Origin of the sequence: Geopseudomonas aromaticivorans, from assembly GCF_019097855.1 — a bacterium.
GTDB classification, from domain to species: Bacteria; Pseudomonadota; Gammaproteobacteria; order Pseudomonadales; family Pseudomonadaceae; genus Geopseudomonas; species Geopseudomonas aromaticivorans.
The window spans coordinates 1-16,727 of the sequence record NZ_JAHRGL010000022.1; the positions used below are offsets into that span (position 1 = coordinate 1).

General features: G+C 68.3%; 16 protein-coding genes. 9 read left to right on the forward strand and 7 right to left on the reverse strand.

Going from position 1 to position 16,727, the window contains the following annotated elements; all coding sequences use genetic code 11:
• The 6 genes from KRX52_RS10375 to KRX52_RS10400 all read left to right on the forward strand — a co-directional run.
• On the forward strand, positions 1 to 137 hold a 137-nt coding region (locus tag KRX52_RS10375), incomplete at its 5' end, for an NAD(P)(+) transhydrogenase (Re/Si-specific) subunit beta (protein ID WP_217681707.1).
• 188 nt (positions 138 to 325) lie between these two features.
• Positions 326 to 1,822, forward strand: coding sequence for a succinyl-CoA:acetate CoA-transferase ScpC (scpC, locus tag KRX52_RS10380; protein ID WP_217681667.1), 1,497 nt, complete (start codon positions 326 to 328; stop codon positions 1,820 to 1,822).
• A 210-nt stretch (positions 1,823 to 2,032) separates the two neighbouring features.
• Complete coding sequence (locus KRX52_RS10385) at positions 2,033 to 2,350, forward strand: DUF2388 domain-containing protein (RefSeq protein WP_217681668.1); 318 nt, start codon at positions 2,033 to 2,035, stop codon at positions 2,348 to 2,350.
• Between the two features lie 121 nt (positions 2,351 to 2,471).
• On the forward strand, positions 2,472 to 2,789 hold the full coding sequence (locus KRX52_RS10390) for a DUF2388 domain-containing protein (RefSeq protein ID WP_217681669.1): 318 nt from the start codon (positions 2,472 to 2,474) through the stop codon (positions 2,787 to 2,789).
• Positions 2,789 to 4,771 carry a DUF7844 domain-containing protein gene (locus KRX52_RS10395; protein WP_217681670.1) on the forward strand — a complete coding sequence of 661 codons (1,983 nt, stop codon included), beginning with the start codon at positions 2,789 to 2,791 and terminating at the stop codon, positions 4,769 to 4,771. The genes KRX52_RS10390 and KRX52_RS10395 overlap by 1 nt, the downstream gene beginning before the upstream one ends.
• Before the next feature lie 93 nt (positions 4,772 to 4,864).
• Positions 4,865 to 5,770, forward strand: coding sequence for an AEC family transporter (locus KRX52_RS10400; protein ID WP_217681671.1), 906 nt, complete (start codon positions 4,865 to 4,867; stop codon positions 5,768 to 5,770).
• Between the two features lie 137 nt (positions 5,771 to 5,907).
• On the opposite strand, the gene KRX52_RS10405 is transcribed toward KRX52_RS10400, so the two are convergent.
• Together KRX52_RS10405 and prlC are read right to left on the reverse strand one after the other, a co-directional pair.
• Complete coding sequence (locus KRX52_RS10405) at positions 5,908 to 6,189, reverse strand: YheV family putative zinc ribbon protein (RefSeq protein WP_217681672.1); 282 nt, start codon at positions 6,187 to 6,189, stop codon at positions 5,908 to 5,910.
• Positions 6,186 to 8,237, reverse strand: coding sequence for an oligopeptidase A (gene prlC, locus KRX52_RS10410; RefSeq protein ID WP_217681673.1), 2,052 nt, complete (start codon positions 8,235 to 8,237; stop codon positions 6,186 to 6,188). The genes KRX52_RS10405 and prlC overlap by 4 nt, the downstream gene beginning before the upstream one ends.
• 81 nt (positions 8,238 to 8,318) lie before the next feature.
• Here prlC and KRX52_RS10415 point away from each other — a divergent pair, with 81 nt between their 5' ends.
• Complete coding sequence (locus KRX52_RS10415; protein WP_217681674.1) at positions 8,319 to 8,864, forward strand: gamma carbonic anhydrase family protein; 546 nt, start codon at positions 8,319 to 8,321, stop codon at positions 8,862 to 8,864.
• A gap of 180 nt (positions 8,865 to 9,044) precedes the next feature.
• Here the strand turns inward: KRX52_RS10415 and acuI are convergent, their stop codons facing one another.
• The 4 genes from acuI to KRX52_RS10435 all read right to left on the reverse strand — a co-directional run bounded on the left by acuI (position 9,045) and on the right by KRX52_RS10435 (position 14,040).
• Entirely contained in the window at positions 9,045 to 10,028 is a 984-nt protein-coding gene (gene acuI, locus KRX52_RS10420; RefSeq protein WP_217681675.1) for an acrylyl-CoA reductase (NADPH), read from the reverse strand.
• Positions 10,029 to 10,082: 54 nt separating this feature from the next.
• Positions 10,083 to 10,715, reverse strand: coding sequence for an acrylate utilization transcriptional regulator AcuR (acuR, locus tag KRX52_RS10425; RefSeq protein WP_217681676.1), 633 nt, complete (start codon positions 10,713 to 10,715; stop codon positions 10,083 to 10,085).
• Positions 10,716 to 10,803: 88 nt separating this feature from the next.
• Positions 10,804 to 12,615 (reverse strand): sodium-extruding oxaloacetate decarboxylase subunit alpha, encoded by a 1,812-nt coding sequence (oadA, locus tag KRX52_RS10430; RefSeq protein ID WP_217681677.1) that lies wholly within the window; start codon positions 12,613 to 12,615, stop codon positions 10,804 to 10,806.
• Between the two features lie 9 nt (positions 12,616 to 12,624).
• A complete protein-coding gene (locus KRX52_RS10435; RefSeq protein ID WP_217681678.1) occupies positions 12,625 to 14,040 on the reverse strand; it encodes an acetyl-CoA carboxylase biotin carboxylase subunit in 1,416 nt (471 codons plus the stop codon).
• Between the two features lie 158 nt (positions 14,041 to 14,198).
• Here KRX52_RS10435 and KRX52_RS10440 point away from each other — a divergent pair, with 158 nt between their 5' ends.
• Positions 14,199 to 15,128 carry a LysR family transcriptional regulator gene (locus KRX52_RS10440; RefSeq protein WP_302850366.1) on the forward strand — a complete coding sequence of 310 codons (930 nt, stop codon included), beginning with the start codon at positions 14,199 to 14,201 and terminating at the stop codon, positions 15,126 to 15,128.
• Positions 15,129 to 15,204: 76 nt separating this feature from the next.
• Here KRX52_RS10440 and KRX52_RS10445 read toward each other — a convergent pair whose 3' ends face one another.
• Positions 15,205 to 15,417 (reverse strand): PA3496 family putative envelope integrity protein, encoded by a 213-nt coding sequence (locus KRX52_RS10445; RefSeq protein WP_217681679.1) that lies wholly within the window; start codon positions 15,415 to 15,417, stop codon positions 15,205 to 15,207.
• A 230-nt stretch (positions 15,418 to 15,647) separates the two neighbouring features.
• On the opposite strand from KRX52_RS10445, the gene KRX52_RS10450 reads away from it, so the two are divergent.
• Positions 15,648 to 16,640 (forward strand): cytochrome-c peroxidase, encoded by a 993-nt coding sequence (locus KRX52_RS10450; RefSeq protein WP_217681680.1) that lies wholly within the window; start codon positions 15,648 to 15,650, stop codon positions 16,638 to 16,640.
• Positions 16,641 to 16,727: the final 87 nt, after the last annotated feature.

The window sequence follows — 16,727 nt, forward strand, 5'->3', positions numbered from 1 at the left end:
CCGTGATCGTCAACAAGCGCTCGATGGCCAGCGGCTACGCCGGCCTGGACAACGAATTGTTCTACATGGACAAGTCGATGATGGTGTTCGGCGACGCCAAGAAGGTCATTGAGGACATGCTCAAGGCCGTCGAGTAACTGCGCCGAAAAGCCGCGAAAAAGCCGTCTCCGCCCTGCGGAGGCGGCTTTTTTCTGCGACAAAAGGTCGCGATTAGGGCAAAAAACCGTTCGGCGCATTACGACCTTAGTATTAAAGGCGTAGCGATGGCGAATCCTTAGACTCGACGGACTGTGTTCGTCATACGCCGTATATAAAGGAACCGTCCATGTACCGTGATCGTATCCGCCTGTCCTATCTGCTCGAAAAAGTCACCACCGCAGCCGAAGCTGCCAAGCTGATCAAGGACGGCATGACCGTCGGCATGAGCGGTTTCACCCGCGCCGGTGAAGCCAAGGCGGTGCCGAAGGCCCTGGCCGAACTGGCCAAGACCTCCCCGCGCAAGATCTCCCTGGTCACCGGTGCCAGCCTGGGCAACGACCTCGACAAGCAGCTGACCGAATCCGGCGCACTGGCTCGCCGCATGCCGTTCCAGGTCGACAACACCCTGCGCAAGGCCATCAACGACGGCAAGGTCATGTTCATCGACCAGCACCTGTCGGAAACCGTCGAGCAGATGCGCAGCCACCAGATCAAGGTGCCGGACATCGCGATCATCGAAGCGGTCGCCATCACCGAAGAAGGCTACATCGTGCCGTCGACCTCGGTCGGCAACTCCGCCAGCTTCGCCACCCAGGCCCCGGAAGTGATCATCGAGATCAACATGGCGCACAACGCCAACCTGGAAGGCCTGCACGACATCTACATCCCGGCCAACCGTCCGCACCGCGGTCCGGTTCCGCTGATCAACGTCGATGACCGCATCGGCACCCCCTACATCCAGATCGACCCGGCGAAGATCGTCGCCATCGTCATCAGCGAAACCCCGGACTCGCCGTCCACCGTGACCCCGCCGGATCACGAGACCCAGGCCATCGCCGACAACCTGATCGCCTTCTTCAAGAAGGAAGTGGAAGCCGGACGCCTGACCAACAGCCTGCTGCCGCTGCAAGCCGGTATCGGCAGCATCGCCAACGCCGTGATGTGCGGCCTGATCAACTCGCCGTTCCATGACCTGACCATGTACTCCGAAGTACTGCAGGACTCGACCTTCGAGCTGATCGACGCCGGCAAGATGACCTTCGCGTCCGGCTGCTCGATGACCCTGTCCAGCGGCTGCGGCGAGCGCGTGTTCGGCAACATGGAGAAGTACAAGGACAAGCTGGTACTGCGTCCGCAGGAAATCTCCAACCTGCCGGAAATCGTCCGTCGCCTCGGCATCATCGGCATCAACACCGCGCTGGAATTCGACATCTACGGCAACGTCAACTCCACCCACGTGGGCGGCACCAAGATGATGAACGGCATCGGTGGTTCGGGTGACTTCGCCCGCAACGCCCACACCGCCATCTTCGTGACCAAGTCCATCGCCAAGGGCGGCGCCATCTCCAGCGTCGTGCCGATGGTCAGCCACGTCGACCACAACGAGCATGACGTCGACGTGCTGGTCACCGAGATCGGCCTGGCCGACCTGCGTGGCCTGGCTCCGCGCGAGCGCGCCCGTGCGATCATCGACAACTGCGTACACCCGGACTTCCGCGACGAGCTGAACGACTACTTCGAGCGCGCCTGCGCCAAGGGCGGTCACACTCCGCACATCCTGCGCGAAGCCCTGCAGTGGCACATCAATCTGGAAGAAACCGGCAGCATGCTGGTCAAGAAGTAATCCGCCGCGGCTGATTCACTGACCGCTGCACCACTGCGCCGCCTTCGGGCGGCGCAGTTGTTTCCGGCCGCCACATCGACTGACAATGGACCGTCGGTGTTTGCGCCGCAGGCCAGCGCCGTCACCGCGCCGCCCAGCGCCGATCCCGGCGAACCCCGCGCCCTGCGCGCGGTCTCAACTATCGAATCAACCCGAACAGGATTTCACCTCATGACTCGCTTCCCGCTTCTTGCCGGCGCCGCCCTGCTGGCGCTCGCCACCAGCGCCTCCGCCACCAGCTTCGTCGCCACCACCGACACCCTGGGCGGCCTGACCGCCAACGCCAGCGAAAGCACCAGCGACATCTCCTCCTCGTTCGACGACGACAAGATCGTCCGCGCCGCCCGCGACGATGCCGCCAGCTTCGTGGCCAGCAACGGCGCCATCCGCGGCGCCCAGCTCGAGGCCGCGCTGCGCCACATCCGCCAGCAGGCGCCGCAGGTGCAGGCCGATGACCAGCAGCTGGCCCGGGCGATCCTCGCCCTCTGATGAGGGCTGCCGGCGGCGGCGCCAGACGCCGCCCCGGTCACAGCCAGACCCCGCGCGACTGGCACGGACGCATGCGAATCAATACATTACGCGCCTCGTCCACCTTCACCGGAGATTCGCCATGCGCCGTTCCCTGCTCGCCGCCACCCTCGTCCTGCTCGCCGCCGGCAGCGCCCAGGCCCAGACCCTGGTCGCCACCAGCAACATCATCGTCCGCGCCCTCGAGCGCAGCTTCGACTTCACCTCTGATACCACCACCTCGGTCCGCGACATGAAGCTGGTGCAGGCCGCCCGCGACGACGCCGCCAGCTTCGTCGCCAGCGAGGGCAGCATCCGCGGCGCCCAGCTGGAAGCCGCCCTGCACGTGGTGCGCGAGCGCGTGCCCGAAGCCCGCCAGGCCAGCGACGCCGAACTGGCGCAGGCCCTGCTCGCCCTGTGATGAATGGACGGGCGGCGCTGGGCGGTCTCGCCCTGCTGCTGGGCGTTCTGGTCCAGACCAGCCTGGCGCCTCCCGCCCATGCCGCACCTGCCGGCCTGCGCCTGCAGTTGCACGAACAGGGCCTGAGCCCGGCCCAGCGCCAGGCCAGCCAGGCCCTGCTCGACGAGGCGCTGGCCGCCCTGCCGCCGCGCCTGCGCCAGCAGCTGCCGCGCACGGTGGCGGTGCGCTGGAGCGACGCGCTGCCGGCCAAGGTCTACGGCCGCCTGACCCGCCTCGACGCCTTCGAACTCAACGCCCGCCTGCTGCCGGCACTCACCGACGGCAGCGCAGCCACCCAGGCCACCGGCCGCCCGCACGCCACCCAACGCCGCGAGCTGCTGGCCACCCTGCTGCACGAGCTGACCCATCTCTACGACCGCGCCCGCGCCTGGCCGGCGGACGAGGCGCGATTGATCCGTCGCTGCCGCCAGCAGGCCGCCAGCCTCGGTGCCGTCGGCCTGCCGAGCGAATGCCGCGGGCAGAGCGCGCGGCGCTTCACCCTCTCCGACGACCCGCGCCTGCTCGACCTGGCCGGCTGGGCCGAGCGCGTCGGCCAGCGCGGTGCCCGCGAGACGGACAACCCGCAGTGGCTGCGCAGCCCGGACAGCTACGAGCTGAGCAATCCCCGCGAGTTCGTCGCGGTCAACCTGGAGTACTTCCTGCTCGACCCGAGCTACGCCTGCCGGCGGCCGGCGCTGCAGCGCTACCTGCGCGAGCACTTCGCCTGGAGTCCGCCGGGCAGCGCCGAGTGCGCCAGCGAACTGGCCTACCTCAACGCCGGCAGCGACTTCGCCCGCCAGCCGCTCGGCCGCCTCGACCCCGCGCGCATCTACGCGGTGGACTACCTGTTCGCCGAAGCCAACGACCAGTGGGTCAGCCGCTGGGGCCACAGCATGCTGCGCCTGGTGGTATGCGCCCCCGGTCGTCCGCGCGGCCCGGACTGCCGGCTGGACCTCGACCAGCACCTGGTGCTGTCCTACCGCGCCTTCGTCGGCGACGTGCAGCTGTCCAGCTGGGACGGCCTGACCGGCGCCTATCCCTCGCGCCTGTTCGTCCTGCCGCTCGGCCAGGTGATCGACGAATACACCAAGACTGAGCTGCGCAGCCTGGCCTCGCTGCCGCTGCGCCTGTCGCGCGCGCAGATCGCGGCCCTGGCCGAGCACGCCGCCGAACTGCACTGGAGCCACGACGGCGACTACTGGTTCCTCAGCAACAACTGCGCGGTGGAAACCCTCAAGCTGCTCAGGAGCGGCACTGGCGATCCGCGTCTCGCCGACCTCGACAGCATCACCCCCAGCGGCCTGCTGCAGCTGCTCGAAGGCCGCGGCCTGGCCGACACCCACGTGCTCGACGACCCGCGCGAGGCGCTGCGCCTGGGCTACCGCTTCGACTCCTTCCGCGAGCGTTACCAGGCCATGTTCGCCATCGCCCGCGAGCGCCTGGCGCTGCCGCAGAGCAGCGTGGAGGACTGGCTGGCGCAGCCCGCCGCCGAGCGCCGTCGCCACTTTGCCGGCGCCGACCTGCGCGCCAGCGCCGCCCTGCTGCTGCTCGAGCAGGCCGCCCGGCGCCGCCAGCTGCAGCTGGCCCAGGACGACCTCAAGCAGGACTACCTCGGCCGCCGCGCGCGCGGTGGCAGCAACGCCTCAGCCGACCACACCCTCGAACAGCTGCTGGCCAACAGCGGCTTCCTCAGTCGCCCGGCGGAACTGCTCGACGGCGGCTACGGCCTGCCGCAACCCGGCGAATGGCAGCGCCTGGAGCACGAGAGCAGCCAGCGCCAGAGCCAGCTGCGCCAGCTCAGCGACCAGCTCGACAGCCAGCTGCTGACCCTGCTCAAGCCCGAACGGCGCCGCGAACTGGACGACGGCGAGGCCAATGTCAAACAGATCGGCGACCAGCTGCGCGCACTGCACCGGGCCGGCGGCGGCCTGCTGCTGCCCTGAGGACACGACCGCCGGTCGTGTTTGCCGCTAGACTGCCGGGCGACGCCCCCACCACCGCTGGCGCAGCGCGCCCCGCCCTGCCACGGAGCTGCCATGTCCGCCCTACTGCTCGCCCTCTGGCCATTGTTCGCCCTGATCGTCGCCGGCCATCTGCTGCGCCGCAGCGACTTTCCCGGCGAAGCCTTCTGGCCCGGCGCCGAGCGCCTCAACTACTTCCTGCTGTTCCCCGCCCTGCTGCTCAGCAGCCTGGCCCGCGCGCCGCTGGACAACCCGGCGCTGCCGCGCCTGGCGCTGGCGGTGCTGCTGGCCCTCGGCCTCGGCTGGCTGGGCCTGCTGGCGCTGCGCCGCCTGCGCGGCTGGCCGGCGGCGCGCTTCGGCGCCCTGGTCCAGGGCACGCTGCGCTTCAACACCTACCTGGGCCTGGCCACCGTGGGCAGCCTGTACGGCCAGGCGGGGCTGACCCTGGCGGCGCTGCTGCTGGCGCTGCTGGTGCCGGCGGTGAACGTGCTGTCGGTGTGGGCGCTGAGCGCCGAGCGCGGGATCAGCGCGCGCGGCCTGCTGCTGCCGATCGCCAGGAACCCACTGATCCTTGCCTGCCTCGGCGGCGTGCTGCTCAACCTGACCGGCCTCGGCCTGCCCGCCGGCACGGAGCGCCTGCTCGGCCTGCTCGCCGCCGCCAGCCTGCCGCTCGGCCTGCTTTGCGTCGGCGCCGCCCTGCGTCCGCAGGAGCTGCGCGGCGAAGGCCCGACGCTGCTCGGCAACAGCCTGGCGCGCCTGCTGCTGATGCCGTTGCTGGCCTTCGCCGTGGCCCGTGCGCTGGCCCTGCCGAGCCTGGAAAGCACTCTGCTGATGCTGTTCTTCGCCCTGCCCACCGCGCCCTCCGCCTACACCCTGAGCCGCCAGCTCGGCGGCGACGGCCACCTGATGGCCGGCATCATCACCCTGCAGACCCTGCTCGCCGCCCTCAGCCTGCCGCTGCTGCTCGGCGGGCTGGGCTGAAGCGCAGGCACGAAAAAGGCGCCGACCTTGCGGTGGGCGCCTTGCTCTCGGCCAGCCCCGTAGGGTGCGCCATGCGCACCCATATGCCACAGCAGCGGCGCTGGTGCAGGCGCACCCTACGCGGACTGGCTCCGCCCCTACTCCGGCTTCTTCAGCTTCGGATTGGGGAAGAACTGCACGGTCTGCACCTTGGGGTCGGCCACCTTCGGTTTCAGCGCACTGACGTTGACCCGGGTCGGCAGCTCCTTGGGCACCGAGTTGCCACGGGCGTCGAGGGTGTCGGCGTAGCCGCAGGTCACGCAGTGGCGATTGGGCGTGCCGTCCTCGTCCCACATCTGGATGGTGTCCATCGCCTCGCAGGCCGGGCACACCGCGCCGGCGATGAAGCGCCGGGGTTTTTGCAGGATTTCCTCGCTCATGCTGCCACCTCCTCGCTCAGGCCGCTGTGGCGCAGCAGCGCGTCGATCGACGGCTCGCGGCCGCGGAAGTCGACGAACAGCTGCATCGGCTCCAGCGAACCGCCGCGGGCGAGGATCGCCTCGCGGAAGGCGCGGCCGGTGGCCGGGTTGAGTACGCCCTCTTCCTCGAACTTGGAGAAGGCATCGGCCGACAGCACCTCGGCCCACTTGTAGCTGTAGTAGCCGGCCGCGTAACCGCCGGCGAAGATGTGCGCGAAGCTGTTGGCGAAGCGGTTCCAGGCCGGCGGTTGCATCACCGACACCTCGTCGCGGATCGCCTGCAGCACCTCGAGCACGCTGCGCCCGTCGCCATGGGTGGCGTGCAGCTCGAAGTCGAACAGCGAGAATTCCAGCTGGCGCAGCAGCATCAGGCCTGACTGGAAGTTCTTCGCCGCCAGCATCTTGTCCAGCAGCTCCTGTGGCAGCGGCTCGCCGCTCTCGAAGTGGCCGGAGATCAGCGCCAGGCCTTCCGGCTCCCAGCACCAGTTCTCCATGAACTGGCTGGGCAGCTCCACCGCATCCCAGGCCACGCCGTTGATGCCGGAAACGCCGGCATAGTCGACGCGGGTCAGCAGGTGGTGCAGGCCGTGGCCGAACTCGTGGAACAGGGTGGTGACCTCGTCGTGGGTCAGCAGCGCCGGCTTGCCGGGTGCGGCGGGGGTGAAGTTGCACACCAGGTTGGCCACCGGGCTGATGCGTTCGCCGGCGCTGTTGCGCCAGTGGTCGCGGGCGCCGTCCATCCACGCTCCGCCGCGCTTGTTGGCGCGGGCGTAGAGGTCGAAGAAGAAGCGCCCGACGTGCGCGCCGTTCTCGCGGATTTCGAACAGGCGCACGTCCGGGTGCCAGGTGTCGAAGTCCTTGAGTTCCTCGATCTGGATGCCGTACAAACGCTCGACGATGGCGAACAGCCCGGACAGCACCTTGTCGATCGGGAACCAGGCGCGCACCTGCTCCTGGGAAATCTCGTAGCGCTGGTGGCGCAGCTTCTCGCTGAAGTAGCCGACGTCCCAGCTGGCCAGATCACTGACGCCGCGCTCGGCGGCGAAGGCGCGCAGCTCGGCCAGGTCCTGCTCGGCGAACGGCTTGCCGCGCACCGCCAGATCCCGGAGGAAGCCCAGCACTTGCTCGGTGGACTCGGCCATCTTGGTGGCCAGCGACAGCTCGGCGTAGTGCTTGAAGCCGAGCAAGCGGGCCAGCTCCTGGCGCAGGTCGAGCAGCTCGGCCATCAGCGGGCCGTTGTCGTGCTGGCCGGCGTTGGGGCCTTGGTCGGAGGCGCGGGTGGCGTAGGCGGTGTACAGCTCCTGGCGCAGGGCGCGGTCGTCGGCGTAGGTCATCACCGCGTAGTAGCTGGGGAACTCCAGGGTCACCAGCCAGCCATCCAGGCCCTTGGCCTGGGCGGCCTGTTGCATCTGCGCCCTGGCCGAGTCCGGCAGACCGGCCAGCGCGGCTTCGTCGGCGATCTGCTTGGTCCACGCCTGGGTGGCGTCGAGCACCTGGTTGGAGAACCGGCTGGACAGCTCGGAGAGCTTCATCTGGATCGCGCCGTAGCGCTGCTGCTCGGCTTCCGGCAGGTCGATGCCGCTCAGGTGGAAGTCGCGCAGGGTGTGCTTGAGGATGGTCTGCTGCGCCTGCTCGAAGCCGGCCGCCGCCGGGCTGGCGGCCAGCGCGTGCCAGGCCTGGTACAGCGCGCGGTTCTGGCCCAGCTCGGTGTAGTAGGTCGACAGCTTGGGCAGGCAGGCCTCGTAGGCGGCGCGCAGCTCGGCGCTGTTGCACACCGCGTTGAGGTGGCTGACCGGGCTCCAGGCGCGGCCCAGGCGCGCGTTCAGCTCGTCCAGCGCCAGCACCAGGCCGTTCCAGTCGGGCGTGCTGCCCTGTTGCGCGAGGATCGCGGCGATGGCGGCGCGGTTGTCGGCGAGGATCTGGTCGACGGCCGGCTCGACATGCTCCGGGCGAATGGCGGAATAGGGCGGCAGGTCGAAGGCTTGCAGCAGGGGATTGGTTGCAGTCACGGCATTGGACCTTGAGTCGGAAGATTCACCCGGTCATGTTAATTAGAATTGCCCGTCAACGCAGCTCAGGAAATTTCTATCGTGACCATCAGAACCTTTCAGGGCCACAGCCCGCAGCTCGGCGCGCGGGCCTTTGTCGATCCCAGCGCCGTGGTGCTCGGCGACGTGGTGCTCGGCGACGACTGCTCGGTATGGCCGCTGGCGGTGATCCGCGGCGACATGCACCGCATCCGCATCGGCGCGCGCACCAGCATCCAGGACGGCAGCGTGCTGCACATCACCCACGCCGGGCCGTTCAACCCGGACGGCTACCCGCTGGAGATCGGCGACGACGTCACCGTCGGCCACAAGGTGACCCTGCACGGCTGCCGCATCGGCAGCCGCGTGCTGGTCGGCATGGGCGCCATCGTCATGGACGGCGCGGTGGTCGAGGACGAGGTGGTGATCGGCGCCGGCAGCCTGGTGCCACCGGGCAAGCGTCTGGAAAGCGGCTACCTGTACGTCGGCAGCCCGGTGAAGCAGGCGCGGCCGCTGAGCGACAAGGAGCGCGCCTTCTTCACCTACAGCGCGGCCAACTACGTGAAGCTCAAGGACCAGCACCTGGCCGAAGGCTACCCGGCGGAGTGATGAGATGTAGGGTGGAAAACGACCGCAGGTCTTTTCCGCCATTAGCGCACCGAGGGTGGTGGATGGCCACCCCGTGGAAAATCGCTGCGCGAGTTTTCCACCCTACGATCTGGACGACTGGCGTAGGGTGGGAAACTGCCGTAGGCATTTCCCACCGGCGAGCCGTACGCCAGCGCTGTCTCAGCGGTTGACGTCCACCACCACCCGTCCGCGCACCCGGCCGGCGAGCAGTTCGCCGGCGGCGGGGATGGCTTCTTCCAGGCCGATCTCGCGGCTCATCGACGCCAGCAGGCCCTTGTCCAGATCGCGGGCCAGGCGCTGCCAGGCCTGCAGGCGGTCGGCGCGCGGGCGCATCACGCTGTCGATGCCGGCCAGAGTCACCCCGCGCAGGATGAACGGCGCCACCGTGGCCGGGAACTCCATGCCCTGGGCCAGGCCGCAGGCGGTCACGGTGCCGCCGTAGCGGGTGCCGGCGCAGACGTTGGCCAGGGTGTGGCTGCCCACCGAGTCGACCGCGCCGGCCCAGCGTTCGCGCGCCAGCGGCCGGCCCGGCTCGGCCAGCGCGGCGCGCTCGATGATCTCGGCAGCGCCGAGAGCCTTGAGGTAGTCGGCTTCCTGCGGGCGGCCGGTGGACGCCACCACCCGGTAGCCGAGGCGTGCCAGCAGGGCGATGGCAAAGCTGCCCACCCCGCCGTTGGCGCCGGTGACCAGCACCTCGCCCTGCGGCGGCGTGACCCCGTTGCGCTCCAGGGCCAGCACCGCGAGCATCGCGGTGTAGCCGGCGGTGCCCACCGCCATCGCCTCGGCGGCGCTGAAGCCGGCCGGCAGCGGGATCAGCCAGTCGCCCTTGAGACGTGCAACCTGGGCCAGGCCGCCCCAGTGGCTCTCGCCGACGCCCCAGCCGTTGAGCAGCACCGCATCGCCGGCGCGGTAGTCCGGGTGGCTGCTGTCTTCGACCACGCCGGCCAGGTCGATGCCCGGCACCATGGGGAACTGGCGCACCACCGGCCCGCGGCCGGTGATGGCCAGGGCGTCCTTGTAGTTCAGCGTGCTGTGGCTGACGCGCACCCGCACATCGCCTTGCGGCAGCTGCGCCTCGTCGAGTGTCTGCACGCTGGCACGGTAGCCGTGGTCGTCCTTGTCGATCAGGATGGCGCGGAACATGGATCACACCTCTCAGGTTTTAGACCGATCGTCTAGAAATGGGCGATAAAAAACTCAGCGCGGCAGCAGGGCCAGAAACCCGCGGATGAAGGTCTGCAACGGCGCATCGCTCTGCACCAGGCGGGCGCGCAGCACGGCGCCTTCCCAGCCGATCCAGAAGAACGCCGCCAGCTCGTCGCAATCTACCGTCGCTGCCAGGCTGCCGCCTTGCTGGGCGTCGCGCAGGCAGGCGGCCAGGCGCGCCTGCCAGTCGCCCAGTACGGCTTCCAGCTGCTCGCGAAAGCCCTCCGGCAGCTGGGTCACCTCCTGGCCGAGGTTGCCGACCAGGCAGCCGCGCCGCCAGGCGTGGCGGGCCATGCCGGCACAGGCATCGGCGACGAAATCCTCCAGGCGCGCCAGCGGCGGGCGGCGGGCGTCGAGCAGCCAGCGATCCAGCTTGGCGGCGAACCAGGCGGCGTAGCGCTCCAGCACGGCGCGGCCGAAGGCCTCCTTGCTGGCGAAGTAGTGATAGAAGGAGCCCTTGGGCACGCCGACCTGCTTGAGCAGCGTGTCGAGGCCGGTGCTGAGGAAGCCCTGCTCGGTGAGCAGGACCATGCCGGCGTGCAGCAACGCCTCGCGGGTCTCGCGGTTGTCGCGGTCGAGCTTGGGCGGGCGGCCGCGGCGCGGCTGGGGGATGGGCTGGGTCATGCGCCGATTATTGGACCGGTCGTCTCGGAAAATCAATCGGCGCTGACGGAATAAAAAAAGGGGAGCCATTCGGCTCCCCCTTCAGGACTTAACTTCCAATCTCGATGAGTACTTCACCGGGATTGACCCTGTCGCCCTTAACCACATGGATGGCCGTGACGGTGCCGGCGATCGGCGCCTGTACCTCGGTCTCCATCTTCATTGCTTCGGTGATCAGCACCGGCTGGCCGGCCTTGACCACATCACCTTCCTTCACCAGCACGTCGACGATGTTGCCCGGCATGGTGGTGCTGACGTCGCCCGGTGCCGCGGTCTGCTTGCGCTTGCCGCTGGCGGCGCCGCCGACGAAGGCGTTGAGCGGTTCGAACACCACCTCTTCCGGCATGCCGTCGATGGCCAGGTAGAAGTGGCGCTTGCCGTCGGTCTTGACGCTGACGCCGGTGATGTCGATGCGGTAGCTCTCGCCGTGCACGTCGACCACGAATTCGGTAGGCACGCCTTCCTGGGCCGCGGCGGGGCGGCCGGCCGCGTCCGGTTGCGGCAGCAGCGCTTCCGGCTTGAGGGTGCCGGCGGCGCGCTCCTCGAGGAACTTGCGGCCGATGTCCGGGAACATGGCGAAGGTCAGCACGTCTTCCTCGGACTTGGCCAGGCTGCCGATTTCCTCGCGCAGGCGGGCCATTTCCGGCTTGATCAGGTCGGCCGGACGCACGTCGATGACTTCCTCGCTGCCGATGGCCTGGAAGCGCAGGTGCTCGTTGACCTTGCCCGGCGCGCGGCCGTAGCGGCCCTGCAGGTACAGCTTCACCTCGTTGGTGATGGTCTTGTAGCGCTCGCCGGCCAGCACGTTGAACACCGCCTGGGTGCCGACGATCTGCGAGGTCGGGGTGACCAGCGGCGGGAAGCCGAGGTCTTCGCGCACGCGCGGGATTTCCGCGAACACTTCGTTGATGCGGTGCAGGGCGCCCTGCTCCTTCAGCTGGTTGGCCAGGTTGGACATCATGCCGCCCGGCACCTGGTTGACCTGCACGCGGGTGTCCACCGAAGTGAACTCGCTCTCGAACTGGTGGTACTTCTTGCGCACGCCGTAGAAGTACAGGCCGATCTCCTGCAGCAGCTCGAGGTCCAGACCGGTGTCGTACGGGGTGCCGCGCAGCGCGGCGACCATCGACTCGGTGCCCGGGTGGCTGGTGCCCCAGGCGAAGCTGGAGATGGCGGTGTCGATGTGGTCGGCACCGGCCTCGATGGCCTTGAGCTGGCACATGGCGCCCATGCCGGCGGTGTCGTGGGAGTGGACGAAGATCGGCAGGTCGATCTCGGCCTTCAGCGCCTGCACCAGTTCGGCGGTGGCGTAGGGGGTCAGCAGGCCGGCCATGTCCTTGATGGCGATCGAGTCGACGCCCTTCTCCTGCATGCGCTTGCCCAGCTCGACGAACGAGGCGACGGTGTGCACCGGGCTGGTGGTGTAGCTGATGGTGCCCTGGGCGTGCTTGCCGGCGGCCTTGACCGCCTCGATGGCGGTACGCAGGTTGCGCACGTCGTTCATCGCGTCGAAGATGCGGAACACGTCGATGCCATTGACCGCGGCCTTGGCGACGAAGGCCTTGACCACGTCGTCGCTGTAGTGGCGGTAGCCGAGCAGGTTCTGGCCGCGCAGCAGCATCTGCAGGCGGGTGTTGGGCAGCGCGGCCTTGAGCTGGCGCAGGCGCTCCCACGGGTCTTCCTTGAGGAAGCGCACGCAGGCGTCGAAGGTGGCGCCGCCCCAGACTTCCAGCGACCAGTAGCCGACCTGGTCGAGCTTGGCGCAGATCGGCAGCATGTCCTCGAGGCGCATGCGGGTGGCCAGCAGCGACTGGTGGGCGTCGCGCAGGATGGTATCGGTGACGGTGATCTTCTTGTTCATCTCAATTCCTCACAGGCCGGCGTGGGCGGCAATGGCGGCGGCGATGGCCAGGGCCAGCTCTTCGGGCTTGCGCTTGACCGAGTAGTTGATCAGTTCCGGGTGGGCTTCGACGAAGCTGGTGTTGAACACGCCGCTGCGGAACTCCGGATTGCGGAGGATTTCCTGGTAGTAGAGCGCGGTGGTCTTCACCCCCAGCACGCGCATGTCGTCCAGCGCGCGCAGGCCGCGGTCCAGCGCCTCTTCCCAGGTCAGTGCCCAGACGATCAGCTTCAGGCACATCGAGTCGTAGTACGGCGGAATGGTGTAGCCGGTGTAGATCGCCGTGTCGGTGCGCACGCCGGGACCGCCGGGCGCGTAGTAGCGAGTGATCTTGCCGAAGGACGGCAGGAAGTTGTTCTTCGGGTCCTCGGCGTTGATCCGGAACTGGATCGCGTAGCCGCGGTGGATGATGTCTTCCTGCTTGACCGACAGCGGCAGGCCCGCGGCGATGCGGATCTGCTCGCGGACGATGTCGATCCCGGTGATTTCCTCGGTGATGGTGTGTTCCACCTGCACCCGGGTGTTCATCTCCATGAAGTACACCTCGCCTTCGGCGAGCAGGAACTCCACGGTGCCGGCGTTCTCGTAGCCGACCGCCTTGGCCGCCTTGACCGCTTGCTCGCCGATGTAGGCGCGCTGCTCGGGGGTCAGCTGCGGGCTGGGGGCGATCTCGATCAGCTTCTGGTTGCGGCGCTGGATCGAGCAGTCGCGCTCGAACAGGTGCACGGTGTTGCCGAAGCTGTCGGCGAGGATCTGTGCCTCGATGTGCTTGGGGTTGACGATGCACTTCTCGAGGAACACCTCGGCGCTGCCGAAGGCCTTGGTGGCCTCGGAGATCACCCGCGGGTAGGCCTGTTCCAGTTCTTCCTGCGAGTTGCAGCGGCGAATGCCGCGGCCGCCGCCGCCGGAGGTGGCCTTGAGCATCACCGGGTAGCCGATGCGGCCGGCTTCGCGCAGCGCTTCTTCCAGATCGGCGACGTTGCCTTCGGTGCCGGGGGTAACCGGCACGCCGGCGGCGATCATCGAGCGACGCGCCTCGGTCTTGTCGCCCATGCGGCGGATGACCTCGGCCGACGGACCGATGAACTTGATCCCGCGCTCGGCGCAGATCTCCGCCAGTTCGGCGTTCTCGGAGAGGAAGCCGTAGCCCGGGTGCAGGGCGTCGCAACCGGTCTCGACGGCCAGGTTGACCAGCTTGCGCGGGTTCAGGTAGCCGGCCAGCGGCTCGTCGCCGAGGTTGTGGGCTTCGTCGGCGCGCTTGACGTGCAGCGCGTGGCGGTCGGCTTCGGAATACACGGCCACCGAGCGGATGCCCATCTCGGCACAGGCACGCACGATTCGCACGGCAATCTCGCCACGGTTGGCGATGAGGATTTTTCTTATCACGGAGGTCTCCCTCGGCTGGGCTGGCTGACCGGCCGGTCAGGCCGCAGGTGCAAATACCCTAGCGCCGAGAGATGGATTACTAAAAATGAATAATTATTGGGATGAGCATAAGTATTAACTTATACTTCTCGAAAAGCCCGCCATAGAGGCCTTCCGCCATGCGCAAGTACCTGATGCGCCTGACCCTGCGCCAGCTGCAGGTGTTCCGCGCCGTGTGCGAAACCCGCTCCTACAGCCGCGCCGCCGAGGAAATGGCGCTGACCCAGCCGGCGGTCAGCCAGCAGATCCGCCAGCTCGAGGAGCTGCTCGACCAGCCTTTGTTCGAGTACGTCGGCAAGAAGCTCTACCTCACCGATGCCGCCGAGGCGCTGCGCCGCGCCGGCGCGGACATCTTCGGCCGCCTGGAAAGCCTCGACATGCAGCTCTCCGACCTGCGCGGCTCGCTGCAGGGCCAGCTCAGCCTGACCGTGGAATCCAGCGCCGAATACTTCGTCCCCCACCTGTTCGCCGCGTTTCGCCAGCAGCACCCCGAAGTCGGCCTGCAGCTCACCGTCACCAGCCATGCCCAGGCGCTGCGCCGCCTCGGCGTCAGCCGCGACGAACTGATGATCCTCTCCCAGGTGCCCACCGGCATGAACCTGGAATTCAATCCGTTCCTCACCAACCACATCGTCGCCGTGGCCCCGGCCGGGCACCCGCTGTGCCAGCACGAGCGCCTCGGCCTGCAGGAGCTGACCGCCTGGCCGCTGCTGGTGCGCGAGCCGGGCTCCGGCACCCGCCAGGCCTGCGAGGCGTTCTGCCACGACAAGCGCGCGCACTTCGCCCAGACCCTGCAGCTCGGCTCCCAAGAGGCGCAGCGCGCCGGCGTGCTGGCCGGCCTCGGCCTGGCCCTGCTGCCCCGCCACGCGGTGAGTTCGGAGCTGGCCAGCGGCCGCCTGCGCGAGCTGCCGGTGAGCGAGCTGCCGCTGCAGCACAGCTGGTGCGTGGTGCATCCGCGCGACCGCCGCCTGAGTCCGGTGGCCCTGAGTTTCCTCGAGTTCATCCGCAACAACCGGGCACAGATCAACGCGCTGAACCTCAGCCTGTAGCGCGCCGCGCCGTTTCGCAGGGTGCGCCATGCGCACCACTGGCGGCATTCCAGCCGAATGGTGCGCGCGGCGCACCCTACGCGGCGGGCTGGCGGCGCGCCTCGCTGCGCAGCAAGCGCACGTAATTGATGGCGATCAGCTCGGGATAATCGTCGATGGCCTGATTGAGCTGACGCTCGTCGTTGTAGTGCTCGATGGCCCGGCGGAACGCCATGCGACGCTGGTCTTCCAGCTTGCGGCGGGTCTTGGCGTCCAGGTGGGGGGTAGTGACAGCGCTGTGGCGGGGCATGGCGTATCTCCCATCTCGAGTATTTCAGGGAGCTCCAGCATGCCGCAGCCGACGTGACGCCTTGACGGCAACCCAATGACACCGCCGTGACAGGGCAAAACCCGCGGAATAGAGCCTTCCCTGCGACAACCGCGAGCTTGCCCGGGCCAGACCGGGCCGCTACCCTGCGCCGCACTGGGAGGCGCCGGCAGTCGCTGGCCGCCTTGTACTCAACGGAGGAGAACACCCCGATGCACCAATCCCTGATCCTCGCCGCCGGCCTGCTGCTGGCCGGCAACGCCTGGGCCATGAGGTCCGGCAACGAACCGATCCAGCCGATCGAGCCGGCCACCGTCAGCGACGCCGCCAAGGTCGAGCTGGGCAAGCAGCTGTTCTTCGACCCGCGCCTGTCGAAGTCCGGCGTCATCTCCTGCAACTCCTGCCACAACCTGAGCATGGGCGGCAGCGACAACCTGCCGACCTCCGTCGGCCACAACTGGCAGCAGGGCCCGATCAACTCGCCGACCGTGCTCAACTCGAGCATGAACGTCGCCCAGTTCTGGGACGGCCGCGCCAAGGATCTGCAGGAACAGGCCGGCGGCCCGATCGCCAACCCGAAGGAAATGGGCTTCTCCCACGAACAGGCAGTGGCCGTGGTCGCCTCGATCCCGCAGTACCGCGAGGCGTTCAGGAAGGTCTACAAAAACGACACGATCACCGTCGCCGCCATCACCGACGCCATCGCCGCGTTCGAGAAAACCCTGGTCACCCCCAACTCGCGCTTCGACCGGTGGCTGAAGGGCGACCAGCAGGCGCTGAGCCCAACCGAACTGGACGGCTACCGCCTGTTCAAGGACACCGGCTGCACCGCCTGCCACAACGGCCCGGCCGTCGGCGGCAACTCGTTCCAGAAGATGGGCCAGGTGGCGCCCTACAAGACCGACAACCCGGCCGAGGGCGTCGCCGGGCTGACCGGCAAGGACGTCGACCGCTTCAAGTTCAAGGTGCCGACCCTGCGCAACGTCGAGCTGACCTATCCCTACTTCCACGACGGCGCCTACTGGAAGCTGGAAGAAGCGGTGGACGTGATGGCGCGCCTGCAGCTCGGTCGCCAGCTGCGCCCGGACGAGATCGGCAAGATCACCGCCTTCCTCAAGACCCTGACCGGCGAGCAGCCCAGCTTCCCGCTACCGATCCTGCCGCCGTCGAGCAACGACACGTCGCGACCGCAGCCGTTCAACTGACCGGGCTACAGCGGCCGGCGGACTTCAGTCGCCCTCGGCGCAGTTCGTTGACTACCCTCAATTCGTCATTGGTGCCGACATCCGTCG